The organism is Anatilimnocola aquadivae, assembly GCF_049819085.1.
Taxonomy (GTDB): domain Bacteria; phylum Planctomycetota; class Planctomycetia; order Pirellulales; family Pirellulaceae; genus Anatilimnocola.
The window spans coordinates 6,124,838-6,150,466 of sequence record NZ_CP187419.1 but is presented as its reverse complement, the minus strand read 5'-3'; the positions used below and the strand labels follow the sequence as shown (position 1 = coordinate 6,150,466).

The 25,629-nt window shown below is 59.1% G+C and carries 19 protein-coding genes; 14 read left to right on the top strand and 5 right to left on the bottom strand.

Annotation, left to right across the window (positions count from 1 at the left end):
- Positions 1-450: 450 nt before the first annotated feature.
- From NA78x_RS24215 to NA78x_RS24190, 6 genes are all read left to right on the top strand, one after another.
- On the top strand, positions 451-2,079 hold the full coding sequence (locus NA78x_RS24215) for a PQQ-binding-like beta-propeller repeat protein (protein WP_425614962.1): 1,629 nt from the start codon (positions 451-453) through the stop codon (positions 2,077-2,079).
- 22 nt (positions 2,080-2,101) lie between these two features.
- Positions 2,102-2,887: an SDR family NAD(P)-dependent oxidoreductase gene (locus NA78x_RS24210; RefSeq protein ID WP_425614961.1), complete on the top strand. Its 786-nt coding sequence runs from the start codon at positions 2,102-2,104 to the stop codon at positions 2,885-2,887.
- A gap of 117 nt (positions 2,888-3,004) precedes the next feature.
- Positions 3,005-4,444: a DUF6513 domain-containing protein gene (locus NA78x_RS24205; RefSeq protein WP_425614960.1), complete on the top strand. Its 1,440-nt coding sequence runs from the start codon at positions 3,005-3,007 to the stop codon at positions 4,442-4,444.
- Positions 4,441-5,853 carry an anthranilate synthase component I family protein gene (locus NA78x_RS24200; protein WP_425614959.1) on the top strand — a complete coding sequence of 471 codons (1,413 nt, stop codon included), beginning with the start codon at positions 4,441-4,443 and terminating at the stop codon, positions 5,851-5,853. The genes NA78x_RS24205 and NA78x_RS24200 overlap by 4 nt, the downstream gene beginning before the upstream one ends.
- A 2-nt stretch (positions 5,854-5,855) precedes the next feature.
- A complete protein-coding gene (locus tag NA78x_RS24195) occupies positions 5,856-6,512 on the top strand; it encodes an anthranilate synthase component II (protein WP_425614958.1) in 657 nt (218 codons plus the stop codon).
- Between the two features lie 10 nt (positions 6,513-6,522).
- On the top strand, positions 6,523-7,113 hold the full coding sequence (locus tag NA78x_RS24190; protein ID WP_425614957.1) for a DUF447 domain-containing protein: 591 nt from the start codon (positions 6,523-6,525) through the stop codon (positions 7,111-7,113).
- Here the strand turns inward: NA78x_RS24190 and NA78x_RS24185 are convergent.
- From NA78x_RS24185 to NA78x_RS24175, 3 genes are all read right to left on the bottom strand, one after another.
- Complete coding sequence (locus tag NA78x_RS24185; protein WP_425614956.1) at positions 7,110-7,880, bottom strand: TIGR02117 family protein; 771 nt, start codon at positions 7,878-7,880, stop codon at positions 7,110-7,112. The two genes, NA78x_RS24190 and NA78x_RS24185, sit on opposite strands and share 4 nt — an antisense overlap.
- A gap of 67 nt (positions 7,881-7,947) precedes the next feature.
- Positions 7,948-9,360 carry a sigma-54-dependent transcriptional regulator gene (locus NA78x_RS24180; RefSeq protein WP_425614955.1) on the bottom strand — a complete coding sequence of 471 codons (1,413 nt, stop codon included), beginning with the start codon at positions 9,358-9,360 and terminating at the stop codon, positions 7,948-7,950.
- A complete protein-coding gene (locus NA78x_RS24175; protein ID WP_425614954.1) occupies positions 9,338-10,711 on the bottom strand; it encodes an ATP-binding protein in 1,374 nt (457 codons plus the stop codon). Before NA78x_RS24175 ends, NA78x_RS24180 begins: the two co-directional genes overlap by 23 nt.
- Positions 10,712-10,988: 277 nt before the next feature.
- Here NA78x_RS24175 and NA78x_RS24170 point away from each other — a divergent pair, with 277 nt between their 5' ends.
- From NA78x_RS24170 to NA78x_RS24140, 7 genes are all read left to right on the top strand, one after another.
- Positions 10,989-13,373 carry a DUF1592 domain-containing protein gene (locus tag NA78x_RS24170; protein WP_425614953.1) on the top strand — a complete coding sequence of 795 codons (2,385 nt, stop codon included), beginning with the start codon at positions 10,989-10,991 and terminating at the stop codon, positions 13,371-13,373.
- Positions 13,370-14,725 (top strand): DUF1552 domain-containing protein, encoded by a 1,356-nt coding sequence (locus NA78x_RS24165; protein ID WP_425614952.1) that lies wholly within the window; start codon positions 13,370-13,372, stop codon positions 14,723-14,725. The genes NA78x_RS24170 and NA78x_RS24165 overlap by 4 nt, the downstream gene beginning before the upstream one ends.
- A 73-nt stretch (positions 14,726-14,798) precedes the next feature.
- Positions 14,799-16,265, top strand: coding sequence for a sensor histidine kinase (locus NA78x_RS24160; protein WP_425614951.1), 1,467 nt, complete (start codon positions 14,799-14,801; stop codon positions 16,263-16,265).
- A gap of 14 nt (positions 16,266-16,279) precedes the next feature.
- Positions 16,280-17,614, top strand: coding sequence for a sigma-54-dependent transcriptional regulator (locus NA78x_RS24155; RefSeq protein WP_425614950.1), 1,335 nt, complete (start codon positions 16,280-16,282; stop codon positions 17,612-17,614).
- A 42-nt stretch (positions 17,615-17,656) separates the two neighbouring features.
- The gene (locus NA78x_RS24150; RefSeq protein WP_425614949.1) at positions 17,657-18,148 is read left to right on the top strand and encodes a 2,4'-dihydroxyacetophenone dioxygenase family protein; all 492 of its coding nucleotides are present in this window, start codon (positions 17,657-17,659) and stop codon (positions 18,146-18,148) included.
- 88 nt (positions 18,149-18,236) lie between these two features.
- Positions 18,237-21,128 carry a DUF1549 domain-containing protein gene (locus tag NA78x_RS24145; RefSeq protein WP_425614948.1) on the top strand — a complete coding sequence of 964 codons (2,892 nt, stop codon included), beginning with the start codon at positions 18,237-18,239 and terminating at the stop codon, positions 21,126-21,128.
- A gap of 114 nt (positions 21,129-21,242) precedes the next feature.
- Positions 21,243-22,169 carry a bestrophin family protein gene (locus NA78x_RS24140; RefSeq protein ID WP_425614947.1) on the top strand — a complete coding sequence of 309 codons (927 nt, stop codon included), beginning with the start codon at positions 21,243-21,245 and terminating at the stop codon, positions 22,167-22,169.
- Positions 22,170-22,193: 24 nt separating this feature from the next.
- Here NA78x_RS24140 and NA78x_RS24135 read toward each other — a convergent pair whose 3' ends face one another.
- Both NA78x_RS24135 and NA78x_RS24130 read right to left on the bottom strand, forming a co-directional pair.
- Complete coding sequence (locus NA78x_RS24135; protein WP_425614946.1) at positions 22,194-23,996, bottom strand: hypothetical protein; 1,803 nt, start codon at positions 23,994-23,996, stop codon at positions 22,194-22,196.
- A gap of 34 nt (positions 23,997-24,030) precedes the next feature.
- Positions 24,031-24,642, bottom strand: coding sequence for a hypothetical protein (locus tag NA78x_RS24130; RefSeq protein ID WP_425614945.1), 612 nt, complete (start codon positions 24,640-24,642; stop codon positions 24,031-24,033).
- A gap of 507 nt (positions 24,643-25,149) precedes the next feature.
- Here NA78x_RS24130 and NA78x_RS24125 point away from each other — a divergent pair.
- Complete coding sequence (locus NA78x_RS24125) at positions 25,150-25,629, top strand: hemerythrin domain-containing protein (RefSeq protein WP_425614944.1); 480 nt, start codon at positions 25,150-25,152, stop codon at positions 25,627-25,629.

Here is a 25,629-nt window from a genome sequence, read left to right as displayed (position 1 = left end):
TATCAACGAGTAGGCTCTAAATCTGACAGGACGAACTCGCCACAACACCCGGCAGCTAATGGTCTTAGGGAAGATGCCCGAGCAGACCCCCCGTTGGTTTATCCCGTCGATAGTTGAACAAGTTGGTTGAATCGGGAGCTGCCAGGCAAAAAGTTACGTCGATTCCCTGGGCAGAAATCGCTGACTTGCAATAATCCCGAGAGCAAGACGTTGCGGCTACGCGATAGGGCGCCATTTCGGTAGCATGAGGTTGCCGCGAGGCCGGTGGTGATTTCTCTGCTGGCAATGCGGTTGTAACTGCCGCCCACGTTTCGCGCTCAGCAGATATAGGGTGCCTCACGGGCACGCGGTCGACGAGATTCGAAGGCTAGGACTTTTTGCATGGCGACTTCTCCTCAATCCACATCCACGACGACAACTGGGGTACGGCCTCGACGCACGGAGCGAGCGATGTCGACTTCGCTGCTCTTCACGATTGTGACCGTGGCAATCTGCCTGGCGCTCATTCCGCTGCTGCAGATCTATGTCGATGAGATCCAGACCGTGATTCGGGTCTTTGATGGCGCGGCTGCGAACATGGCAAGCTGGCTCCTCGCCTTCATTGCGTTCTGCACGGCCTGGACCTGGTTCAGTTGGTTCAGTCACTATTCGCTCGGCAGTCGCCGCGCGGTCTCCATCGCTCCGGTTGTGTTTGCAATCATTGCGATGGCCTGCCTGCGGTTCGAAGGGGTCGATGGCTACATGAAGCCGAGCTTCGTTCCCCGTTGGTACCCGATTGAAGAGAACTCGCTCGACCAAGCACCGGCGAGCCTGCCCACCGCCAGCGTCGCGGATTCAACCGCACCGGCGACGGAAACTGGCGGTCCGGGGATCGATCTGACTACCGAAACGACTGCCGACTTTGCTCAGTTTTTGGGACCAACCCGCAGCAACTGGGTGCCGGATACTCAGCTGGCCAGCGACTGGAAAGAGAATCCGCCGCGTGAAGTGTGGAAGCACAACGTCGGCCCAGGCTGGGCGGGCTTCGCGGTGCGGAATGGCTACGCGGTGACGATGGAGCAGCGCGGTCCCGACGAGTGGATCACCTGCTATCGAGTTGCTGATGGCGAACTGGTGTGGCATCATGCCGCGCCTGGCAGGCACGACAATCCGTTGGGCGGCCTGGGGCCTCGATCCACTCCCACCATCCATGAAGGCCGAGTCTACGCCCAAGGAGCGACGGGACTGGTTCGCTGCCTTGACGGAGCGACGGGCAAGCTGCTGTGGGAAGATGACCTGCTGAAACGCTACGGTCTGACGCAAAGCCAGGCCGAGAGAAAGGTGCAGTGGGGGCGCAGCGGCTCGGCCCTGATCGTCAACAATCTAGTGGTCTTTCCTGCGGGCGGCGAGGGAAAGAATCTGCACTCGCTGATTGCCTACGACCGCGTGACTGGAGAAGTTGTCTGGGAAGCGGGCGACGATCAGATTAGCTATGCTTCGCCCGTGTTTGCCAAAGTTGCAGGCGTCGATCAGATTGTGGCGGTGAACGAAGTGACCCTTGCGGGCTACGATCCACAGACCGGCAAGGAACTGTGGCGGCACGACTGGCAGGGCAACAGTTCGGGTGACGCGAACGTCTCGCAGGCCTTTCCGCTGGACGGCGACCGGTTGTTCATCAGCAAAGGATATGGACAGGGTTCCAGCCTGCTCAAGATCAACGCCGATGGAGACAAGTTGAGTGCCGAGACCGTGTGGGCCAGTCGCCGGGTGCTGAAGACCAAGTTCACCAACGTGACGATCATCGGCGAACATGCCTACGGCCTGAGTGACGGTGTGCTGGAATGCGTGGAGATCGCGACGGGCAAATCGCGCTGGCGCAGCGGCCGTTACGGTCACGGACAGGTATTGGGAGTGGGGCAGCAACTGATCGTGCTCAGCGAGGATGGCGAGCTGGTGCTAGTGGCGGCGAATCCGGAAAAAGCGGAGGTTCGCGGCAAGTTTCAGGCGATCGAAGGGAAGACTTGGAATAACCTGTGCCTGTCGGGCAAACTGCTGCTCGTGCGGAATGGGCAGGAAGCGGCCTGTTTCGAACTTCCCTGATTGCTGAGAAAAGGCTGTCCCGTTGAAACAAAACGCTGCGGGTAACTTGGAACTAGCCGGTCAAACGGCGCTCGTCACAGGATCGAGCGGCGGCATCGGGCGCGAGATTGCATTGTCCCTGGCCCGCGCCGGTGCCGATGTGATCGTGCATGGATTTCACAACGAACAAGCACTTCAGCAAGTCGTAGCGGAGATTCGCGAACTAGGCAGAAACTCGCTGGCCATTCGAGCGAACGTGGCGGATCTTTCCGCTGTCCAACGCTTGGCCAGCGAAGCCTGGCAGTGGCAAGGCAAGGTCGATCTGCTCGTAAATAACGCCGGGGCTGATGTGCTAACGGGCGATGCGGCCAAGTGGACGTTCGAGCAAAAGCTGGAACAGCTGTGGCAAGTCGATGTCGTCGCCTGCATGACGCTTTCGCGTGTTCTCGGCCAGCAGATGCGCGAGCGGGGATCGGGCGGAATCATCAACATCGGCTGGGACCAAGCCGAACGGGGCATGGCCGGCGATAGTGGCGAAATGTTCGGAGCGATCAAAGGGGCTGTGATGGCATTCACGCGCAGCCTGGCACAATCGCTGGCTCCGCAGGTGCGAGTTAACTGCCTGGCACTCGGATGGATTCGCACCGCCTGGGGCGAGAAGACTTCGGATTACTGGCAAGATCGGGCAAGGCGAGAGTCACTGCGTGAACGGTGGGGAACGCCCACGGATGTCGCGGCGGCCGTTCGCTTTTTGGCAACGCCGGCAGCGGACTTTATCACCGGCCAGGTCATTGCCGTGAACGGCGGCTTTCGGTTTGGCTCGGCCTGATCGAGCCGTGTGATTCCAGCGGCAAAGGTGTCACTGCGATGCTATGCTGAATCCTTCCCAATTGGCCTTCATTTTTCAGCTCACCAGTCGACGTTTGTCTCCTTGCTTCAGGTTTGTATGCCCGGCGAACATTTGCACTTTGTCACCGGGCGGTTGGCTGAATTTGCCCTGCGCGCTGTCGTGGCCAAGATTGCCGCCGAGCGAGGCTTTGCGTACTCGATCGACGTGCTACCCATCACGGTTGCGGCCCTGATGTCACCCGCTTGGATCGCCAAGCATATTCAGGTGCCGCCGGTTGCCACGCGCGTGATCTTGCCCGGCTATTGCCACGGCGATCTGGCTCCGCTGACTTCCATCATCAACGTGCCGGTGCAAATCGGCCCGCGCGATCTGCAGCAACTTCCGGAGTATCTTGGCGGCAAGAACCAGCGGCCTGCTGAGTACGGCGCTTACGATATTCAGATCATTGCCGAGATCAATCACGCACCCCGGCAGTCACTGGCCGCCATCATTGCCCAAGCTCAGAAACTCGCCGCCGATGGTGCGGACTTGATTGACGTTGGCTGCGATCCTGGCGGGCCGTGGCTGGGTGTGGCAGATTGCGTCAAGGCTCTGCGTGATGAAGGCCTGCGAGTCTCGATCGACAGCCTGGATCCGCGCGAGGTCGCTCCCGCGGTGAAAGCGGGTGCTGAGTTGGTGCTGTCGGTGAACAGCAGCAACCGCGACGCCGCGTGCGATTGGGGCTGCGAGGTGATTGTCATTCCCGATGATTTTCCCACGCTGGGCGGACTCGAAGAGACGATCGAGCAGCTAGCTCAAGCGAAGGTTCCGCTGCGGATAGATGCCGTGCTGGAACCGATCGGCTTTGGCTTTGCGGCCAGTTTAGGGCGTTACCTGGAAGTGCGCCGGCGGTATCCCGATGTCGAAATGATGATGGGCATTGGCAATCTCACCGAACTGACCGACTGCGACTCGGCGGGCATCAATACCCTGCTGCTGGGCTTTTGTCAGGAAGTGGGGATTCGCAGCGTTCTGACGACGCAGGTCATTAACTGGTCGCGAACGAGCGTACGGGAATGCGATCTTGCGCGACGGCTCGTCCGCCATGCCGTTATCCAGCGCGTGCCGCCCAAGCGACTCGAGCCGCGCCTGGTCACCTTAAGAGATCCCAAGCTCAGCGAAACGGAAGAGCAGACGCTCGATCAATTGGCCAGCGCCATTAAAGACAACAACTACCGCATCTTCGCCGAGCGGGGCGAAGTACACGTCGTGAGTGCCGGGCTGCATCTGGCTGATGCAGATCCGTTTCTCCTCTTCGAGCGACTGCTTCATCCAGGATTCGGTGGCGCGGCTGATCATCACGCTCCCGCGCAACTGGATCCCGGTCACGCGTTTTATCTGGGCTACGAAATGTGCAAGGCGGCGATTGCACTCCAACTGAGCAAACAATATCGCCAGGACGAAGCACTCGCTTGGGGCTACCTGACCGTGGAAGAAGAGAGTCATCGCCTGCGCAAGACGAATGTGAAAGCGGCTCGCCCGGGAGATGCGCCGTGAGCGAGTCCGAGCAGACGAGAGCGCCGCTAGTGGTTGAACTCGAACGCCCACCTTTGCCCGCCGAAGCGTTTCGTCGCCTCGCCGCGTTGCCGCACGTGCTGTTTCTCGATAGCGCGCTGCAGAATGAAAAGCTCGGCCGCTACTCGTTTATCGCCGCGGATCCTTTCGACTTTCTGCAGTTCCCGGCCAATGGCTACGACGCACTCATCGACCTGGAATTGCTGCCGTGGCAGGCCAAAACGGTTGAAGGCTTGCCGCCGTTTCAGGGCGGGGTAGCGGGCCTCCTCAGCTATGACCTCGGCCGCAGCTTGGAGCGCGTACCACTGCCTAAGTACGACGAGTTTCAAATACCTGCGGCCGCAGTTGGTCTGTACGACATTGTGCTGGCCTATGACCATCTGCAGCAGCGAGCCTGGCTGATCTCGCATGGCTTTCCGGAATGGGACGAGCCCCAGCGTGGCCATCGTGCACGTCGGCGATTGGAGCAGTTTCAGCAGCTGTTGGCTGCACCCGGGAAGGCTGTAGCCCCTCTGCCCACGAAGTCCCTCTCGCGCGAACAACTGGCCCCCTGCTATCCCGTTCCAGGACCGAAGGGGCTGGTTAGCAATTTTTCGCGCGAGCAATATCTGGCCGCTGCTCAGCGGGCCATCGACTACATCTACGCGGGCGATGTCTTTCAGGTGAATCTCGCCCAGCGGTTGCTATTTCCCGTTGCCAGTGATTCGCTCTCGCTGTATCTGCGCCTGCGAGAACGAAACCCAGCGACCTTCGCCGCCTACTTTGATCTGGGCGAATTTCAAATCGCCAGCGCATCGCCCGAACGGTTTGTGCAGGTGGTTCGGGGCCGAGTTGAGGCTCGTCCGATCAAAGGGACTAGACCGCGAACCTCTCGCGCGGAAGCCGATCTGTTTGCTGGCGACGAACTGCAAGGGAGCGAAAAGGATCGCGCCGAGAATGTGATGATCGTCGATCTGCTGCGGAACGATCTGTCGCGAGTCTGCGAGCCGGATTCTGTTCGGGTCACGCAGTTATGCGGCATCGAGAGCTATCGATACGTGCAGCATCTGGTGTCGGTTGTCCAGGGAGATCTCGCGGACGGCAACTCGCCGCTCGATCTTGTCCGCGCGGCCTTTCCTGGCGGTTCGATCACCGGCGCTCCTAAAGTGCGGGCAATGGAAGTCATCAGCGAACTAGAACCAACGGCCCGCGGTCCCTACTGCGGCAGCATCGGCTATCTTGGCTTCGATGGCTCGCTCGATTTGAACATCTTGATTCGAACCATCACGGCTGGCAAAGGCTGGTGGCAGTTTCCCGTGGGCGGCGGCATTGTGGCGCAATCATCGCCCGAACATGAGTACGAAGAAACCTGGACCAAGGCTGCGGGAATGCTCCGGGCGATTGTGGACTAACGATGATCTTGCTGATTGATAATTATGATAGCTTTGTGCACAACCTGGCGAGATACCTTCGCCGCCTGGGTGCAACAACCCAAGTGGTGCGCAACGACCATGTAGACATCGCTTTGATCCGTGAATGGCAGCCACAGGCGATTGTGATCTCGCCCGGACCTTGCACACCAACGCAGGCTGGCTGTTCGCTCGAAGTGGTCCGCGAACTCGGGGGCGAGATCCCGATTCTTGGTGTTTGCTTGGGGCATCAGGCGATTGGTGAAGCGCTCGGCGGGAAGATCGTCCTGGCGAATCAGCCCATGCATGGCCGAGCCAGCCAGATTGAGCACGATCAGAGCGGTCTGTTTACGGGCTTGCCTTCTCCGCTGACGGTAGGCCGGTATCACTCGCTGGTGATCGATCCGCAAACAGTGCCTAGCGAGTTAAAAGTAACAGCCACGACGAGCGACGGCACGATCATGGCCGTTGCTCATCGGCAATGGCCGCTATTGGGTGTTCAATTCCACCCAGAGTCAATCCTCACGGAAGGCGGCTACTTGGTGCTGGCGAACTTTCTGCGGGCCGCTGGTATCGAGCCAACGGCTGTGCCTGACGTGCTCGACGAGCATCCGCCGGTCGAGCCTGAGTACGTTCTGCCCAGTCGCCCGGTCACCTTTTGAGAGCCGATCAATGGATACAACTCCGCCCGATCGGCTGATTGTCGAAGGACTGGTCATCACCGCCGCTGCCGATGGTTCGCCCCATCTAGCGCCGATGGGGCCACTCGTCGAGCGCGACTTGCGAACCTTTACGCTGCGACCGTTCTGCACCTCGCAAACTTTTGCCAACATGCAGCGCACGGGCGTCGCCGTATTTCATCTGACAGACGATGTCGAACTGCTGGCTCGCGGCGCCATCGGCAAGATCGAGGCGATGCCTCCAGTGGTGCCGATTGCTTCTCCGCCGGGTTACGCGCTGGCTGATTGTTGCCGCTGGTTTGCCCTGCGAGTGAACGCTGCCGAAGTTGCGCCGCCGCGGGCGACCTTTCAATGCGAAGTAGTCGAGAGTGGTCGTGTGCGCGACTGGTTTGGCTTCAATCGCGCGAAGCATGCAGTTGTGGAAGCAGCAATCCTCGCCACCCGCATCGGCATCTTGCCCGATGAAGAGATCAGCGCCGAGATCACACGGCTCACACCGCTCGTTCAAAAGACAGCCGGCGAACAAGAACGCCGAGCTTGGCAATTGCTTACGGAGCACATTGAAGAACGATTGGGCGGCTAATCGTGTTTCCTGCTCCCACTCTCCCCGTCTCCCTCTCTCCCACTCTTCTCCGGCAACCGAAGCAGCACTTGTTGCTGCAGCGGGGTCCACAGGCCTGTCGGCACGCCGGCCCGCTTTAACCCGCGGCCAACCCATTGGTTGCAAGTGCTGAAGAGGTGATAGGTGCCGGTGGAGTAGTAAAAGCGATCGCTACTGCCGTGCGTCTTGGGAGTCGCGGTCACCGCGTGACCTGCGGCGTCGAGCTTGCCGATGGTTCGATCGACGTGCTCGCACAGCGTTTGATACTGGGCGTGGGTAATGCGAACGGGGTGGTAACCGTCGGTGTAAGCGAGCGGCACATACTCGACATGCAGAACCGACTCGCTGGGCGTGAAGAGGCCCTTGGCGGCGGTCGAGAATTTGAACTCCTCCCACGTGGGCGTATCGACGAAGAAGGCCCGGTTTCCCCAGCCAATGGCGACATACTCATCGCGACTGACGTCCCGCTGAAAGTCTGCCGGCGGAAACAGCGAGTGCCAGTTGCGGCCCGTTCGGTCGTTGAAAACCGGCAGGACCAGATCGGCATGAATCTCGTTGCTGCGAATGAGGATCGTGACGGAGTCGCTGTCGGGCGGAACCTGGTAATCACGATTGACTGGCACGCAGCCGAGCGTGAGAAAGCCGAAGTACACGAGCAAAAACGCGGCACACCCCCGTCCAATCCACCGCAAGGTGAAACGACGAGCAAGGACCAAGCTGGAAGGTTTGGGTTGCGGGGAATCGGCCATGAACGAACTTGCTCCTGCCACACGAGCGGCAACAGCATGAGCCAGCTCGCCTGCTGTTTATTCCCGCTTACTCGTCACCCTGCAGGCCATACTGATCGAGTTTTTTTCGCAACGTCGTCCGGTGCATCCCCAGCCAGCGAGATGCGGCAAGGCATTCCCCTTTGCTCCGCTCGAGCGCTGCTTCGAGCAGGGGCGGTTCCACCTGTTGCAGTAGTTCGTCGTAGAGCGTTTTGACATCCGCCGGCGATTGCAGTTTGCCTTCTGCCCATTGCCGAATCAACTTCTTCAGTCGTTGTTCGAGTGGTTCGCTCTGAGGATCAGGGGCTTGAATGGGCTGCATGGCCGGGGGCCAGTGCTCGGGCAAAATCGGTCCTTCGCGCGCGACAATCAGGGCATGTTCGACCGCGTTTCGCAGTTCCCGCACATTGCCATTCCACGGTCGCCGTTCGGCTTCGTCCAACGCCGCAGTCGTGAAACTACTGGGAGACTTATTTGGAGCCAGTTGATGCAAAAAGTGATTCACGAGCAGCTTCAGGTCATCTTTCCGCTCGCGCAGCGGTGGCAAGTGAATCTGGAACGTACACAGGCGAAAATACAAATCGTGGCGAAAGGTGCCCTCTCGTACTTTGGAAAGAAGATCCTGATGCGTGGCCGAGATCAACCGAAAATTGGTGCGCGTGGTGCGTCCCGAGCCGACGGGCATCACCTCGCCATGTTCCAGCGCGCGAAGCAGTTTCACTTGCACGGGCAGGGGAATGTCGGCCACTTCGTCGAGAAACAGGGTGCCGCCATCAGCATCGGCGAGCAAACCCGCGCGGTTTTGATCGGCACCCGTGAACGAGCCGCGAACGTGACCGAACAGTTCACTCTCCGCCAGTGAAGGACTGAGCGCTGCGACATTCACGGCCACGAACGGCGCGTTCGCACGATTGCTGTATTGGTGAATGGCCCGGGCAACCAGTTCCTTGCCCGTGCCACTTTCGCCCGAGATAAACACGCAGGCATCGCTGGCTGATACCAGGGCGATTCGCTTGAAAATCTCCTGCATGCCGGGCGTCTTGCCAATCAGCAAGCTGCCTCCCTTGCTGATTGGCGGGCTATAGTCCGCGGGCGCGGTCGCCACTTGCGTCAGGGCGCGTTGGATCAAGCGTTCGATCTGCGTCGTGTCGAACGGCTTCACAATGTATTCGAAGGCCCCTTCGCGGACTGCTTCGACGGCGGTGCTAAGGTCGCCGTGAGCCGTCATGACAATCATCTTTGCTTCGGGTAGCAACTCGCGCAGTTTGGACATCGCGGTGAGGCCGTCCATGCCCGGCAAGCGAACGTCGAGCAGAATCACCGCCGCTTTGATTTTCGCGGCGAGAGCAATCGCCTGTTCGGCCGAAGCAGCCGTGTGAGGCTCGTGTCCCAACTGCCTCGCGAGTTCGGCCAGGCCCCAGTTGATAGCCTGTTCATCATCAACGATCAGAATTCCAGCCATGCCAGTTTGGTAACTCCAGATAGAACCACGTCAGATCGCCAATCCGTTCCCAGCGGACATCGCCGCCGTGCAGCCGAGCCGTATGGCGGGCCACGCTCAGGCCCAGGCCGGTACCGCCGGGTTTGTCGGATTGGAAGGGTACGAAAAGTTTCTCGGCCACGTGGTCTGGCAGCCCCGGGCCGTTGTCGCCAATTGCAATTGTAAGCGTAGAGCCAATGAGCGTAGCTTCCAAGGTGACACGCGCGGGACGCGACAGGTGAGCCGCGCCACCAGCGGTGGTCGCTTGAATGGCATTGATCAGCACATTCACGATCATTTGCTGGAGCGACTCGCCATCGCCTTCGGTCGCCGCGTTCGGCCATTCGCTGGCTACTTGCAGTTCAGCCCCGAGGTGCAAAGCGGTCGGACGAACCAGATCGAGCGTATCTTCGAGCAACGCAGCCAATTCAATTCGCTCGTGGACTGGTTCGCTCGGTTTGCCCAGCGACAGTAGTCGCTGCACGTGAGTTTCAATGAGAGTGAGTTGTCGTTTGGCGATTTGCAGCCGTTCTGAATGTTGTTCGTCCCGCCCCAGCGGACATTCACGCTGGTGCAGATCGATGGCGATGCGGCAGCCGGTTGCCGCATTGCGAACCTGATGGGCAATCCCACTTCCCAATTGAGCCAAGGTGCGTAAGCGTTCGTTGCCACGCACCTCCTCCTCGTATTGCGACAAGCGCTCGGCCAGTTGATTTACCGCTGCTGCCAGATCACGAACTTCGTCATTCCGTTCGGGTAGTGGCAGCGATTGATAGTTCCCCTGGGCGATCGCCTGGACCTGCGTTTGCAACTGACGAACTGGATGAGTCACTGAAGCGGCAACCAGCCATGCGGCAAGACTGACAACTGAAAGCGCGACGACGCCAATCAGAAGTGGACCGATGGCCGCTTGGCGTGTTGCCTGCTGCCAGGCCAACTCAGGGTAGAAAATGTGCAGGTCGACAATCCCGCCTCCCACGGGCCGACGGTCGAGCTTCACACCCGTCTGAAAATAAGAGTCGCCCGCGAATGAAACGGTGTTTTGCAGCTGCAACTCTCGCCAGTCGGTAGCCGGCGTTAGTTGGGGCGTGGGAACTTCGACGGCCAAGCTGCTGGCGAGAACCTCGCCCGTTTCGCTCACTACCAATAGCTCGGCTCCGGATAGACCGCTCGTCTGTCTTAGGACATTCGATTCCAGCGGAAAGTTTCCCGCTTCCAAAGTGCGAGCGACGTCTCGCAATTGGGCTTCGACATCGGCTCGCACGCGTGCAGCTGCCAGCCAGGCGTTCAACACGCTGACACTCCCCACTGTGATCAGCAGGATGATGGCCATCGGCGTCAAAATTTGGAGCCGAAGTGGCCAACGCATGACAGCTAAAGTGACTCGGGGAAAAGAGAGACGGAAATGGCGAAATCGGCAGCCTTGAATCTTAGGCGAAAGTGTCTCTTCTAAGCAGATTAGTCGAAACCGGCGGCCGTGCGACACTCATGCGCGGTCCCGCAGGCAAAACGAGGCGATTTCGCGAGAATTGTTGGTGCTTTCTGCTAGAATGAGAGGTCGCTGAAGGGACTCACCCCACCTGATCTTTCTCTGGTCTGGAACGATGCATTTGCTGCACCTCTTAACTTCACGCGTGGTCGCTGGCCAACTGATTGCCAGTTTGGTGCTGGTGGGCTTATGTTCTCGCGCGTGGGCTCAGCCTGCAGCGGGTAAGACTATTCAATCGACGACTGCTCCATCGACAGCGGCACTCAACGATGAGTACGTGAAAAAAATCGTCCCGTTCGTCAAACAGTATTGTCTGGAATGCCACAGCACCAAGAAGCCCGAAGGTGGCCTGCAACTCGACCGCTACAAAGATCCCACTGCAGTCGAAGCCGACGCCAAGACCTGGCAGCACATCCTGGAAATGCTGCAGTCGTCGGCGATGCCCCCCGATGATCGTCCGCAGCCTAGCGACGACCAGCGGAAGTTTGTCGTCACCTGGATCGAGAAGACCATCTATCGCCTCGACTGTGATGCCGCGCCCGATCCGGGGCGAGTGACCATCCGCCGACTCAATCGCGCGGAATACAACAACACAGTTCGCGACCTGGCGGGTGTCACGTTTAAGCCTGCCGACGATTTTCCTTCCGACGATGTTGGCAGCGGCTTTGATAATCAGGGAGATGTGCTTTCCCTGCCCACGTTGCTGCTGGAAAAATACCTGTCTGCCGCCGAGAAAATCTCCACGGCCGCCATCGTTGCCGATCCCGATTCGCTCGTGAAGAAGCAGCGGATTGACAGCAAACTGCAAGCCGTCGAGGGCGAATGGAAGAATGGTCGCGATGGCTGGGGAATCTTGTCGCGCGGTGGCGTCAAGGGAACCTTCGAGATTCCCAAAGCGGGCGAGTACATGGTGCGGGCGGTGGCTGGCGCGCAAAACATCAATCGCGATCCAGCCGAGTTGGAGCTACGCCGCGATGGCAAGGTGCTCAAGGTGTTCGATGTCGTTGCCCCGCGTGACAATCAAAAAAACTACGAACTCAAAGTCAACTTGCCCAAAGGCAAGATCGAGCTATCGGCTCACTTTCTGAATGACTTTTACGACGAGAAGGCCGAAGATCCCAAGCGGCGCGATCGCAACCTCTATGTCACGGCGCTCGAAGTGCGCGGTCCGCTGAAGGTTTCGCTGCAAGACTATCCCGAATCACATCGCCGGCTGCTGGTGAGTATTCCAGGCGAATCGACGACGGTGAATCAAGCGGCGCTCGCGAACCTGCGGCCACTGATGCAACGGGCCTTTCGCCGCAAAGTGCTGGAACCGGAAGTTCGGCCGTACATCTCGCTTGTCGAACAAGCGGTGAGCGAAGGTGAACGGTTTGAAGTGGGCATGCAGGTCGCATTGCAAGCGGTCCTGGTTTCGCCTCACTTCCTCTTCCGGATCGAGCGCGATGTGAAGCCCAACGACTTCACGCAGGCTCACGATCTCAGTCAGTACGAATTGGCCACACGGCTTTCGTATTTTCTGTGGAGCAGCATGCCCGACGACGAGTTGTTCATCCTGGCAACCAAAGGACAACTGAGCCAGGAAGCGGTGCTGCGTGCGCAAGTGAAGCGAATGTTGCAAGACCCGCGGGCCGAAGCGCTGACGCAGAACTTTGCCCTGCAATGGTTGAACCTGCGGATGCTCGATGGCACGTCGCCCGATCCGAAAGTCTTTACCGGCTTCGACGAGCGATTAAAGGCCGACATGCGCCGCGAAACCGAGATGTTCTTCTCGACGATCGTGAAAGAAGATCGCAGCATCGTCGATTTCTTACGCGGGGACTTCACGTTCGTCAACGAACGGTTGGCCAAGCACTATGGCATCGAAAAAGTGTCCGGCGACGAGTTTCGCCGCGTCAGTTTGACGGGGTTGCCTCGACGAGGTGTCTTGTCACAGGGAAGTGTACTCACGCTCACTTCAAACCCCGAGCGAACTTCGCCGGTGAAGCGAGGAAAGTGGATTTTAGAGAACATTCTGGGGGCTCCGCCGCCGGACCCACCGCCGGATGTGCCACAGCTCGACGCCACCCAAAAGGCAAAACCCGATTTATCGCTGCGCCAGCAGCTAGAATTGCATCGTCAGAATGCCGTGTGCGCTTCTTGTCACAAGACCATGGACGCCCTAGGCTTCGGGTTGGAGAATTTCGATGGTGTCGGTCGCTGGCGTGAGCGGGATGGTAAGGATGCGATCGATCCTTCCGGCGTATTGCCCGGCGGAGATCGTTTCAACGGACCAACCGAACTGCTCAGTGTGCTGGTGCAGCGAAAGCAGGAGTTTGCCCGCTGCTTTACCGAAAAGATGATGGTGTACGCATTGGGTCGCGGGCTTGCGCCTTACGATCGCTGTGCGACTGAAGAAATCGTGAAGGCGGCCGAGCAGGATCAATTTCGCATTTCAACCGTGGTGACCGAGATCGTGCTGAGCGATCCGTTTCGCAAACGCCGCGGCGACGGAGGAAAACCATGAGTGACAAGATCATGACTTCTGGCCTGCTGGATCGTCGCACCCTGCTCAAGGGTTTGGGCTGCACCATGGGCCTGCCGCTGCTCGAAGCAATGCTTCCGGGCACTGGCTTTGCTGCCGGCAAAGCCACGGTCAAAGCACCCGTGCGCATGGGCTTCGTGTTTTTCCCGAACGGCGCGATCATGCCGGCCTGGAAGCCAGAAAAAGCTGGCAAGGACTACGAACTTCCCGAGACGCTGCAGTCGCTCAAGGATGTGCAAAGCGATATCACAATCATCTCGGGTCTCGCCCAAGACAATGGCCGAGCCAAGGGGGATGGCCCTGGCGACCATGCGCGTTCGGCCGCTTCGTTCTTAACCGGAGCGCATCCGGTAAAGACTTCGGGTGCCAATATCAAAGTCGGTATGTCGGTCGATCAAGTGGCTGCCATGAAGGCCGGCGAGTACACCAGGCTGCCGTCGCTCGAGATCGGCATCGAACGAGGCCGCGACGCTGGCGGCTGCGATAGCGGTTACGCCTGCAGCTATAGCAACAACATTTCATGGAAGACCGAGTCGACTCCGATGGCGAAGGAGATCAACCCGCGCGCCGCGTTCGAGCGACTCTTCGGTACGAAAGAGCAAACAGCTGATCAAGCCAAACGCAACAAGGTTCGTCGCAGCGTGCTGGATCTGGTGCGTGAGCAGGCCTCGTCGCTGCGCAAGGATTTGGGCCAGACCGATCAGCACAAGATCGACGAATACTTCACCAGCGTGCGTGAAATCGAACAGCGAATTCAGCGGGCCGAACAAGTGGCCGCCAAGGAAGTGCCAGAGTTCGCCACTCCCGAAAGCGCGCCCAGCGACCTGCGCGAACACATTCGCTTGATGTACGACCTGCTCGCCATTGCCTTTCAGACCGACTCGACGCGCGTGGCCACCTTCATGTTGGCCAACGAAGGGAGCAACCGCAGTTACCGGTCCGTCGGTGTGAATAGCGGCCATCACGAACTCTCCCATCATCGCAACGACGACGAGAAGATCGATCAAATCAAAAAGATCGACCGTTTCCTGGCAGATGAATTTGGCCGCTTCGTGAAGAACCTGAAGGGCATCAAGGAAGGAAGTGGCTCGCTGCTCGACAACTGCATGATCATGTACGGCAGCGGATTGAGCGATGGCAATCGGCACCGCCACGATGACCTTCCCGTGGTGCTGGCGGGACGAGCAGGGGGTACCATCAAAGCCGGGCAGCACTTGATGACCGATCGCGAAATTCCTTTGAATAATTTGTTCCTGTCGATGCTCGATCGCATGGATGCCGGCATTGCCACGCTGGGTGATAGCAGCGGGCGTTTGACCTTGCTGGATTCGTAATTGATTGCGGCTTGATTCGTCGCGGCCTGCCTTCCGCCACTACCACCCTCCCCTTGCTCTAGCTGGTTTGTGAATGCCTGGATCCAAAGGTCTCTTGTTACCGCCTGTATCCTTCTTGCAGCGAGAACACGACCAGCGTGTGTTTCGCTGGATGGTCGCAGCTTATGTCGGGGTGGGTGCCACCCTTTGCTTTGTGCTCGCGGTGGCCATCTGGGGCGTCTATCACGACTTGAACCAGGTTCGCACGACGCTCCTCATTTCCGAAATGAATCGCTTGCGTACGCATGCCTTGCGTACCGCCGGCATCGTGCAGGATGAGCTTCACCAGCACAACAAAGAGTCGCTGGCCGAACTGGGGGACGATAACTTCCTGCGGAAGCACTGGGAACGGTCTGTCACCATCGACCCCTCTCGGTTATACGCTGCCGTCATCGATACGAATGGTCGAATCATTGCGCACAGCAATCCCAAGAAGGATGGCCAGCAGCGCGAGAATGCCTGGTACGAACGGATTGTTTCTGTCGCCGGCGACGATGTCGTGGAAACTCGCTCGCCAGTCTTGAGCGACGGCAGAGTGGGCTACGATGTCAGCTCGCCTATTTTTCTCAACAACAAACTGATCGGTACCTATCACAGTGCCCTCAGCAAGGACTGGGTTGAGAAGGTTTTGGTCGATCGACAGGGCCCTACGAAGCGCGTCTGGGCCTATCTGCTCTCGCTGATTGGTCTGATCGTCGCCGTCTCGGGTTTCTCGCTCTTTTACATCAGCCGACGGCTGGTGGTGTTGCACGAGTCGATCAAGTTGACGCGCACTCGACGGTTTGCTGAACTTGGCCAGTTGATGGCGGGCATCGTGCACGAAATACGCAATCCGCTGAATGCCATGCGATTGAATCTGCACGTCCTTTCGCGACGTGCTCCACAGCTGGAGCCTAACGATCCCACGAGCCACGAACATTCCGAGATCATTCGCGAAACGAATTACGAGATCGAGCGCGTCGAAGGTTTGCTGCGGATTCTGCTCGGATATGCTCGCCCCGATAATCCACGCAACGAGAATTTGGATGTCCGCGGCGAAGTGCAAGCCACGCTGACATTCTTGCGGCCCTTACTCGAACGAGCCGAAATCCTGGTGAAGGCGACTTTTCCCGAGCAGCCTGCGATTGTGGTCATGGACCGCGATCGATTTCGACAGATTCTGCTGAACTTGATCAACAACGCCCGAGAAGCGATGGAAACCGGCGGCACCATTCAAATTCAGGTTAAGCACCTGGGCGAGAAAGTAGAGCTGATGGTCGTTGATGATGGCCCCGGCGTACCGGTTTCTCAACGAGAGCGAATCTTCGAACCATTCTATTCGACGAAGGAATTAGGGACCGGATTGGGGCTGGCGATCGTGCGCCGCTTTGTCGAAGAAGGTGGCGGTTCGATCGTCTGCGAAAGCAATCAGCCGACCGGTGCCTTGTTTCGCCTGAAGTTTGTGGCTAGTTCGGCGAATGCAATTTCGTCGCTGGCGCAACTCTCTCCACCGAACATCTAAGACGGAGAAACAACATGCCTGACACACTACCCCGCATCTTGATTGTGGAAGATGACGACAGCGAACGCGAAGCTCTGGCCCGCGTGTTGCGCCTCGAGCGTTACCAGGTCATTGCCGCCCGCTCGCCGGCCGAGGCCCTCGAACTGACCGTTGACCGTGGTGCAGACCTGGTCATTAGCGACTTGTGCTTGCGACGCGAATCGGGGATCGACTTGCTGCGTCGCTGGAAATCTCGTTACCCGCAAACACCGTTTCTGTTAGTGACGGCCTTCGGTACCATTCAAACGGCCGTCGATGCCATCAAGCTGGGTGCTGACGATTTTCTGCTCAAGCCAGTAGATCCCGAAGCGCTGTTGGAGCAAGTACTGCGGTTGCTACAACGTCGCCGGCCCATCCCTTTGAACGCCAATGACTCGCCCAGCCTGGCCGCCATCGTTGGCAAGTCGGCGGCAGTTACTGCCATCCGCCAAAACATCCTCCGTGCCGCGGCCAGCAACAGCACCGTGCTCATCATGGGCGAATCGGGTACCGGAAAGGAACTGGTAGCGCGCGCCATTCACGCCTCAAGTCCCCGGGCCAGTGGTCCGCTGGTCGTCATCAACATGGCTGCGGTTCCCGAGACGCTCGTCGAGAGTGAACTGTTCGGTCACTCGAAGGGTGCGTTCACCAGCGCCGTGCAGCCGCGCGTGGGCCGCTTTGAGCAGGCAAACTTGGGGACTCTGTTCATCGACGAAATCGGTGACTTTCCGCTGCATATGCAGCCGAAGCTGCTGCGCGTTGTTGAGGATGGCCTGGTCTCGCCACTCGGCAGCGAGCAGGATGTCAAAGTCGACGTGCGCCTGGTGGCCGCGACGAGCCGGCCGCTGGCCAAGCTGGTGCGTGCCGGCGAGTTTCGCGAAGATCTGTACTACCGCTTGAATGTGATCGCCATCGACCTGCCGCCACTTCGCCAACGACGAGAAGACATTGCCCCGCTAGTGAACCACTTCCTGCAGCAGTTCGCCGCGAATCCGGCGCTGGAGGTGCGCGGCGTCAGCGCCGAGTTGATGCAACGACTCGAAAGCTTGCCCTGGCCCGGGAATGTCCGCCAGCTGCGCAACTGCCTTGAACGAATGTGCGTGATGACTTCCTCGGCGGAACTCAGCCTGGCCGATTTGCCCAGCGAAATCTGCGAGGAAGAAACAGCGGCCAGCGGCGACTTGCGCACGCTAGAGCGATCAGCCATTCTCGAAACCCTGCGACGTCACGATGGCAATCGAACTCGCACAGCCGAAGCGCTGGGCATCTCGGTCCGTACATTGCAACGCCGCCTGCGCGACTGGGGCGATGTCGAGCAACAAACCGAGTAAATCGCTTCGCTGTTCGTTTCACCTCCTGGCTGGAATTGCCCCATGAACGCTGCCGCAATGACCGCGAGCCGAATGATTGCCGATCTGGTGATCACCGCCATTCCCGAGGACGAACGGCTGTGGGTGCCACAAGCGAAGGGCGTCTGGTTTCGGCCGTTGCTGCTCAATACGGTCAATGGCGAGTGGGTCAACCTGCTGCGAGTGCGTCGTAGCGGTGTGCTCAGCAGGCATCGTCATCCAGCGCCTGTGCACGGTTTTGTGCTGAAGGGCTCCTGGCGATATTTGGAGCACGAGTGGGTTGCTCGCGAAGGAATGTATGTCTTCGAGCCGCCGGGCGAAGTTCACACGCTGGTCGTCGACGACGACACCGAAGAAATGATCACGCTCTTTCATGTTTGTGGAGCGCTCATTTACTACACGGAAGATGGTCTGCCTTGCGGGCACGACGACGTACATACCAAGCTGGAAATGTGCCGCCGGCATTTTGCCGAAACAGGCTTAGGCGAGGACTACGTCGACCAATTCGTCCGTTGAAAGCTCGCCGATGTCACGAACGAAGCGATTCTCTTGGCCACCGTCGATAAGCGTCTTCGTTGTGCTTTTGGTCTTTGTTCGATCTGGCTTGGCCGCTGAACCAGTCAAGCACGATCCGCTCGCGCTGCTGGCCCGGCACTGCGTTACTTGCCACAACAGTTCGGATCCCAAAGCGGGGCTCGATTTGAGTCTGGCCAAGACGGCTCTTCAGGGTGGCGATAGCGGCGCGGTGATCGTTCCCGGCAAACCGGCCGAAAGTCTGCTGCTGGAACGGATCGCCGATGGCTCGATGCCACCCGAGCATGATGGCCGGCGATTGAACGCCGCAGAAGTTGCCGTCGTGAAAGAGTGGATTTCGCAAGGTGCGGCGTGGCCAGAAGGAAAGAAACTCAGCCAGTTCGATTACACGACCGACCGCCGTGCTGGCTACGATTGGTGGTCGCTGCAGCGACTTCAGCCTCAAAATCTCCCTGCCGAGCATCTGTCCGCTGGTGAATCCGTCATTGATGCCTTTGTCCATGCCAGGCTGCAATCAGCGGGCTTGAACTTCGCGCCGCCAGCAGATCGCACGACCTTCGTGCGCAGGGCATTTCTCGATCTGATTGGCCTGCCTCCAACTGCCGCTGAAATCGATGCCTTCCTGCACGACGACGCTCCCGATGCGGTAGACCGATTGATCGACCGCCTGCTCGCTTCGCCTCACTACGGCGAGCGCTGGGGACGGCATTGGTTGGACGTCGTTCGTTACGGTGAGAGCGATGGCTTCGAGCACGACAAGTATCGCGACCACGCGTGGCCATATCGCGACTACGTCATTCGCAGTTTGAACGAAGACAAGCCCTATGCTCAGTTCGTCACCGAGCAATTGGCCGGCGATGCGTTGCCACACGTGACGCGCGAGACGATGGCCGCGACTGGCTTCCTGGTCGCGGGACCCTGGGACGAAATTCAAAATGTTGGTGCCAGTCCAACCGAGAAGCGCCGCGCTCGCGAGGAGCAGCAGGAAGAGTTAGTCGCGGCCGTCTCTCAGACATTTTTAGGGCTGACGGTCAACTGTGCCCGTTGTCACGATCACAAGTTCGACCCGATTCCCCAAACCGATTATTACCAGCTCAAGGCTGCCCTCGATGGCATCGATCACGGCACCCGTCCTTGGCTCACGGCGACTGAGCAAACGGCTTGGAACCAGGAACTGAAACCGCTGACAGACGAACTCGCGGGTGCGAAAGCCAGGCTCGTGGAGTTGAGCAAGCAGTTGCCCAGCGATGCTCGGCTGGAACGAGGTGCCGATCAGCCTTTGGTTGCTGGCCGCTTTGGCCAGACGTTTTCGCCGCAAGTTGCTCAAGTGGCTGTTCCCCACTCGCCCGCCTACGATGCGCCGCCACTCACGGTGGAATGCTGGACCAAGCTGAGTAACCGCAACGGCTTCAACATTCTGGTCGCTTGCAATCCCAAGGATTCGGCCGATCACTGGGAGCTTTATACCTACGCGGGAAGTGGCGAACTCAGCTTGTACCTGCCGGGTTGCAAACCGGCGGAAATCAAGTCGGGCGTCAACATTTGCGACGATGCCTGGCACTACGTCGCTGCGACCATCGACGAAGGCAAAGTCACGCTGTTCGTCGATGGCAAGCAAGTCCATATTGCCGGCCTCACGCGTCCCAAGCGGGGCGGTAAAACGGGCCCGCTGCAGTTCGCGGCGATTGCCGAGCAAAAGATTGGCTGCGCCGGTCTCGTCGATGAAGTGCGCTTGAGTCGTGGCCTGCGAAAGATCGACGAGTTGCCCACGGCTCCGTTCGCGGTCGATGCCGATACCATCGCCCTATGGCACTTCGATGAAGCCCCCCAGGGAATCTTTGTCGACTCTGTGCCGCCGCCAGCCGATCGGAGTGTCGAACGGATTCGCGCGGAGCAAACGACCACGCAGCAGACAATCGCAACACTCGAAGCCAAGCTTGCTGGCAAGCAGCAACCGAAGTTGTATGCAGGCATTCGTCGTCAGCCCGAGCCGACCATTCTGCTGCTGCGTGGCGACCTGACCAAGCCTGGTCCCACTGTCGCACCTGGGGTGCTGAGTGGCGTTCGGGCGGTGACAGGAGAATGGAAGTTACGTGCCGACCTGCCAGAAGCAGAACGCCGCTTGAAATTGGCCGAGTGGATTTCGCACGCGCAGAATCCGCTGCCTTGGCGTGTAATGGCCAATCGAGTTTGGCAGTACCACTTTGGTCGGGGACTCGTGGAAAATGCCAGCGATTTCGGTTTCAGCGGCGGCCGGCCTTCGCACTCAGAGCTGCTCGACTATCTCGCCGGCGAACTGCAAAGGGAAGGTAGTATCAAACGGTTGCATCGCCAGCTGATGACCGCGAGGGTCTATCGACAGGCCAGCCAGGTGCCCGCGGATGCTGCTGCTCAGCGAGCCCAGCAAACCGATGCCGACAATCGCCTGCTGTGGCGATTCACCACGCGCCGTCTGGAAGCCGAAGTCGTGCGCGATTCGATGCTGGCCGTCAGCGGACAGCTGAATCGGCAACAAGGCGGGCCCAGCTTCAAGCCTTTTAAGGTGACGGTGTTCAATACGCACTTCTATCATTTGCTGGAACAAGATCGCCCCGAGCTGTTACGGCGCACCATCTATCGCGCGGCAGTGGTGACCGGTCGTGACCCGCTGCTGTCGACACTCGATTGCCCGGCTCCCTCGCTAGCGACACCAAAACGCCAAGAGACGGTCACTCCGCTGCAGGCTCTGGGTTTGATGAACGATTCCTTCGTTCAGCGGCAAGCGCAGGAACTGGCCAACCGCTTTTTCCTTGGCTCGCAGGGGAATCAACAGCAGGCGATCAACGAAATCTATCGCACCACTCTGGGCCGGCTGCCCACAGCAGAGGAAGCGGCCGCAGCGAACCAACTGGTTGCTCAACATGGCTTGGTGCAACTCGCCTGGGCGCTGCTTAACAGCAGTGAGTTTCTGTTCCTGCGTTAGGCACGACGGTTCCGCCAGTCTGGCATTGGCAGCCGACGAAACGAGCCGTACATTGGCAATGAATAACGAAATTGCAATGTTAGTGACGATCTCCACGGCCGCCGCAAGAACTCCATGATTGACTACGATCCGCACAATTGGCGTTCCCACCTGCTGGATATTCGCGGTTCACTCTTGCCGGAGATTATGGGGCGAGTGGCAACCTGCGTCGTCTGGTCCCTGGTGGTAACCATCGCCCACGTGTACCTGCTGCAAAACCATCAAATCTCACTGGGTGTGCCGGTCATGGTGCATACCCTGTTGGGCACGGCTTTGGGCTTGCTGCTGGTGTTTCGCACCAACTCTTCTTACGACAAGTTTTGGGAAGGCCGTAAGCTGTGGGGCGGCATGGTCAACGAGTGCCGCAATCTGGCACGGCAAGCGAACTCCATGCTGCGAGCTGCACCCGAAGTTCGGCAGCAAGTCATTCTGTGGACCGCCGCCTTTCCTTACGCAGCCATGTCGGCACTACGTGGTACGCGCGGGTTGTCTCCCAGCAGCAGTCAGTTGCCCAAGCACCGAGTGGACGAGGTACTCGCCGCCCAGCACTTGCCCTCGGCCGTAACGGCGCAGATTTCGCTCGCTCTGGTTGCCGCTCGAGATCAGCGGGCGATCAGCGATTTCCTGCTCGGCACCATCGACGGCAATCTCAACTTGCTAATCGACTATGTGGGCGCTTGCGAGCGAATCCATCGCACGCCGGTTCCCTACGCCTACGTCGTGCATCTGCGGCGGGCCCTGTATCTGTACTGTTTCACGCTTCCGTTTGCCCTGGTGAGCGAACTGGAATGGTGGACAGTCGGGGGCACGTTTCTGGTCTCGTATATCTTTTTTGGCATCGAAGAAATTGGTGTCGAAATCGAAGACCCCTTCGGCTTCGACGAAAACGATCTGCCGCTCGAACGCTACTGCCACACGATCGAAGCGAATCTGTTAGCCGTGCTCGACGTTAAGGAAGCAGCCGAGCAACCCATCGCCGCTCCTACGAACGGCGAGGGATAATTCAAGCGCTGAACGGTTCACGCACTAGGGGACCAGCACGAAGCACTCGTGTTGATACCAGGTCGGCTTGAGCATGTCGCAGCGAACACTTAGTGAATCGCCATGCGAGTCGTTGTTCACCGGATCTGGCTCCAATGGTCCGAGCGGCAACAGCGAAGCAGCTTCGTTCGGCAGGGTGATGAAGCGCGTTAGTAGCGGTTCGAGCGTTAGCTGGTCAATCGCTCCGCCCACCGTTTCACAAACGCCCAGCCTGGCCCCCGCGAGTGCCGCTGCCGCATCCAGCGACAACGGCCCAGCTTGCGGCGTCGCCAGCAACGCCAGTTCCAGCCTGCTGGTCTCTGCTTGCCAGGACTCTGCCGGCGGTGCGGCCACCAACCCCAGCACGCGATTCTTGAAGCGGGCCACCCAGCGTGACTTCGCGGCATTCACCGGCACCAGGTCACTTAGAATCACCGTGCCGCTCGGTTCTTTGGCAAACACTCCGGGCAGCACCTGATCGGCTGTGTTAATCACTTTCACTTGAGCGATCGTTCCTTGAGGTTCTGGAATGAGCGTGAAGGGCTGGCTTCTCGTCGACAGCCGTTGTTGGGCCCAGTCCTGCGCGCTTGTGGCTGCCTGGCCAAGCATCTTCGCCCGCGACCGCGCCATGAATCGTTGCCAGGCAAGTAAAGGTGCCGTGGCACTGCGATACGCGGTCAGTTCGGCATCGAGCCCGCCCTTGGTTGCCAGGCTTTGCAGCGCCGGTTCGAGCGCGGCCTGAACTTCGGCTCGCGGTCCACTGGCGGCCAGATTCGCGGCGACAGCCACATATCGCTGATACAACGAGGCCGCTTCTGGTCCACTCGTTCGCTGGGCATCGGCGGCAATCAGGGCAGCCAAGGCCTGCGGCAGCTTCACGGCAAACTCATGTCGTTTCGTCAGCAGCGTGGGGCTTTGCGGTGGGGCCTGAGTGTCAATATGCTCGCAGGCAATCTGAGCCATCACGGCTCGTTGCGAAGCTGCTTGTAGCTTTGGCCAGCGATCGTGCCAGGCGGCTAACCATTCGGGACCACTCAGCATTTGGCTGTCGAACGCGGCTTGTCCGCTGGTGCCCATGCTCGCCGCAGCGGCAGTCAATTCTTCCTGCAGCTTGGCGAAATCGGGCCCCTGATCGATGATGGGCTTGAGTTCCGCGAGAGAAGCCTCGCGTCTCGCTTGCGTGGCTGTCTCCAGCGGCGGACGAAAAGGCGTGTAGTACAACGAAAAGTCCGCAGTGGGAAACCAGATCGCATTCTTCGAGATGGCGTCGACAATTTCAAACAGTTCGCCTTCGGCCTGCACATATTGCTTCCGCTTAATGAGCCCTTCGATTGCCGGCAGTCGCTTCACGCCGGCGGCACTTTCTCGTTTGACCTGCTCTTGCAAGGGAGCAAACGGAAAGTTCGGCAGCTGAATCATCTCTTTGACCATCGCCGTCAGCCGCAGATCCAGTTCCTGCACACGCGTGGCCAGATCCCAACCCGATGCTTCGGCCCGCAACTTCAGCATGGTTGCTTCTCGCCCCAACTGAGCCTGCAGCAGGTACACCGGTGCGAACTTGCGAGCATCACCCAGGACGAGCTTCTTTTGTTGATGCTTTTGCCACAGCTCGTCGTTGGCCGCTTTGGCTTTTTGATAGCGCTGATTGATCGCCTCGTAGTCGGGCTTCACCGCGTCGCCCGGCAGCGGATCGGCAGGGCGAATTCGCAACAGCGATTCTGGTTCTTTGGTCGACGGATTCGCGAGCAGCGACGAGGTTGCAAGTGAAATGACGAACAGTGCGCAGGCAGTTGCGCGTAAGATTTGCATGAGTGGGTCTCCCGAGTGTGGTGAAGAAAAAGAACTACGGACGAATCGCGCCGACCAAGGTGCCCGAGACCGGAATGGCCTGGCCTAGATCGAGGCTCTTCACCTCGGCACTCTGCAACTGACACGTCACCACATTGTTCTCCACCTTCACCACTTGCACGGCCAGCGGCTTGTCGGCTGCCGATTGATAGTGCCCCTGCGACTCACTTTTGGCCACGAACAACTGACCATACAGCGTCTTGCCGACCAACGCGGGCAAATCGGCCGCGTCGGTCGGGGCGTGCAGATAGACTGCCGGAAAACTCTGCGGCCCCGTCGCGACGGAGGTGCCAATTTGCAATAGCCCCGCACGGCCAGCGGTCGGCGGCGTAAAGCGAGCCGAACATGTCGTCGAATTCACGGGAGCATCGAGCACCAGCTTGATCTCGCCGGCCGTTACTGCAGTCACCGCGCTCGGCAGTTGCTTGACGGCTTCTTCGGCCTTTTTGGTGGCGTCGCCAGCGGTTTGCTTGGCTTGGTCGAGGCCCTGTTTCGCTTGCGCGGCGAGATCTTCCAGCTGCTTGCTGCCACAGCCGGCCGCAACCAACCACAACAGGCACATGATTGCCGCGGCCCACGGCCACAGGCTCTTTCGCACAGGATTCATGAAAACTCCTTCGGCTCTGCAGAGAGCCACACGCGCGAGCGATAAGATTAAAAAAAATGAGGTGCCCGCAATCCCTCGCATGCCCCGAGGGGCACGTTGCCTTTATAAGCTGCGGGTGCGGCTCGCTCTACGCAAAGTGGCAGTAATTGGCCAAGAATGTGCGGGAGAAAAAGTTTGACTCGGACTGCCAGCAGGAATAAGTTTTTAGATGGTGGTTCAACTTTTGGAATCACCACCAAGACCGGCTGCAGCGCTTCGAAAACGCGTCTTCGAGTCAGGCGAATCGAAGGGGCAACTAGCTGTGGCCAACAAACATGCGTTGTCCGGCTTTGCGATCGTGGCCAGGCTCCCAACTTCTCTGGGCAGGGCCGCTGCTCGCAAGGCTTTTGAAGGTTGGGCCGGGTTCTCGGCTTGCCATTGAAGTCTTTTCCTGTCTGGGCAAACCCCGATTTCTGGCTCCCATAGTCGCCGCGAGTTCGCTCGAGCCGCTGCGAGAAGGAGGTTGCCATGAGCAGCGTATTGCTAACCCGCACCGTCACGGTGAACGCGGCCTTTCTGCAGGAAATCAAAGAGGTCAACACCGAGCTTTGGCAGCGATTGCAAGAAATGCAGCATCGCTGTCAGCGACCCATTGCCCCCGCTGGTTGCCGTCACTTTGTCCAGCGACTCTCGCAGCTGCGCGATCAGCTGGCCCTCCATTTTGCCCTGGAAGAAGCGTACGGCTATTTCGACGATCCGGTCGATGTCGCCCCGCGGCTCAGCTTTGCTGCCGAACAGCTCCGCAACGAGCATCGCAAGCTCTATATGGACCTGACCGGCATCGTGGAGCGGGCCGAAAGCCTGTTGCAAAGCGAACAACTCACGACCCTGGCCCTCTGGCTCGGCCGCGAGTACTTGCACTTCGACACCGCCCTCCGCGATCATGAGTCCCGCGAGAACGACCTCATCTTCGAGGCCTACGATACCGACCTCGGCGCGGGTGACTAG

Coding starts and splice junctions, on each gene's coding strand:
- NA78x_RS24155 (WP_425614950.1), top strand. CDS start 16,280: ATGCCTGACACACTACCCCGCATCTTGATTGTGGAAGATGACGACAGC.
- NA78x_RS24165 (WP_425614952.1), top strand. CDS start 13,370: ATGAGTGACAAGATCATGACTTCTGGCCTGCTGGATCGTCGCACCCTG.
- NA78x_RS24125 (WP_425614944.1), top strand. CDS start 25,150: ATGAGCAGCGTATTGCTAACCCGCACCGTCACGGTGAACGCGGCCTTT.
- NA78x_RS24160 (WP_425614951.1), top strand. CDS start 14,799: ATGCCTGGATCCAAAGGTCTCTTGTTACCGCCTGTATCCTTCTTGCAG.
- NA78x_RS24130 (WP_425614945.1), bottom strand. CDS start 24,642: ATGAATCCTGTGCGAAAGAGCCTGTGGCCGTGGGCCGCGGCAATCATG.
- NA78x_RS24185 (WP_425614956.1), bottom strand. CDS start 7,880: ATGGCCGATTCCCCGCAACCCAAACCTTCCAGCTTGGTCCTTGCTCGT.
- NA78x_RS24175 (WP_425614954.1), bottom strand. CDS start 10,711: ATGGCCATCATCCTGCTGATCACAGTGGGGAGTGTCAGCGTGTTGAAC.
- NA78x_RS24205 (WP_425614960.1), top strand. CDS start 3,005: ATGCCCGGCGAACATTTGCACTTTGTCACCGGGCGGTTGGCTGAATTT.
- NA78x_RS24140 (WP_425614947.1), top strand. CDS start 21,243: ATGATTGACTACGATCCGCACAATTGGCGTTCCCACCTGCTGGATATT.
- NA78x_RS24195 (WP_425614958.1), top strand. CDS start 5,856: ATGATCTTGCTGATTGATAATTATGATAGCTTTGTGCACAACCTGGCG.
- NA78x_RS24180 (WP_425614955.1), bottom strand. CDS start 9,360: ATGGCTGGAATTCTGATCGTTGATGATGAACAGGCTATCAACTGGGGC.
- NA78x_RS24190 (WP_425614957.1), top strand. CDS start 6,523: ATGGATACAACTCCGCCCGATCGGCTGATTGTCGAAGGACTGGTCATC.
- NA78x_RS24150 (WP_425614949.1), top strand. CDS start 17,657: ATGAACGCTGCCGCAATGACCGCGAGCCGAATGATTGCCGATCTGGTG.
- NA78x_RS24215 (WP_425614962.1), top strand. CDS start 451: ATGTCGACTTCGCTGCTCTTCACGATTGTGACCGTGGCAATCTGCCTG.
- NA78x_RS24135 (WP_425614946.1), bottom strand. CDS start 23,996: ATGCAAATCTTACGCGCAACTGCCTGCGCACTGTTCGTCATTTCACTT.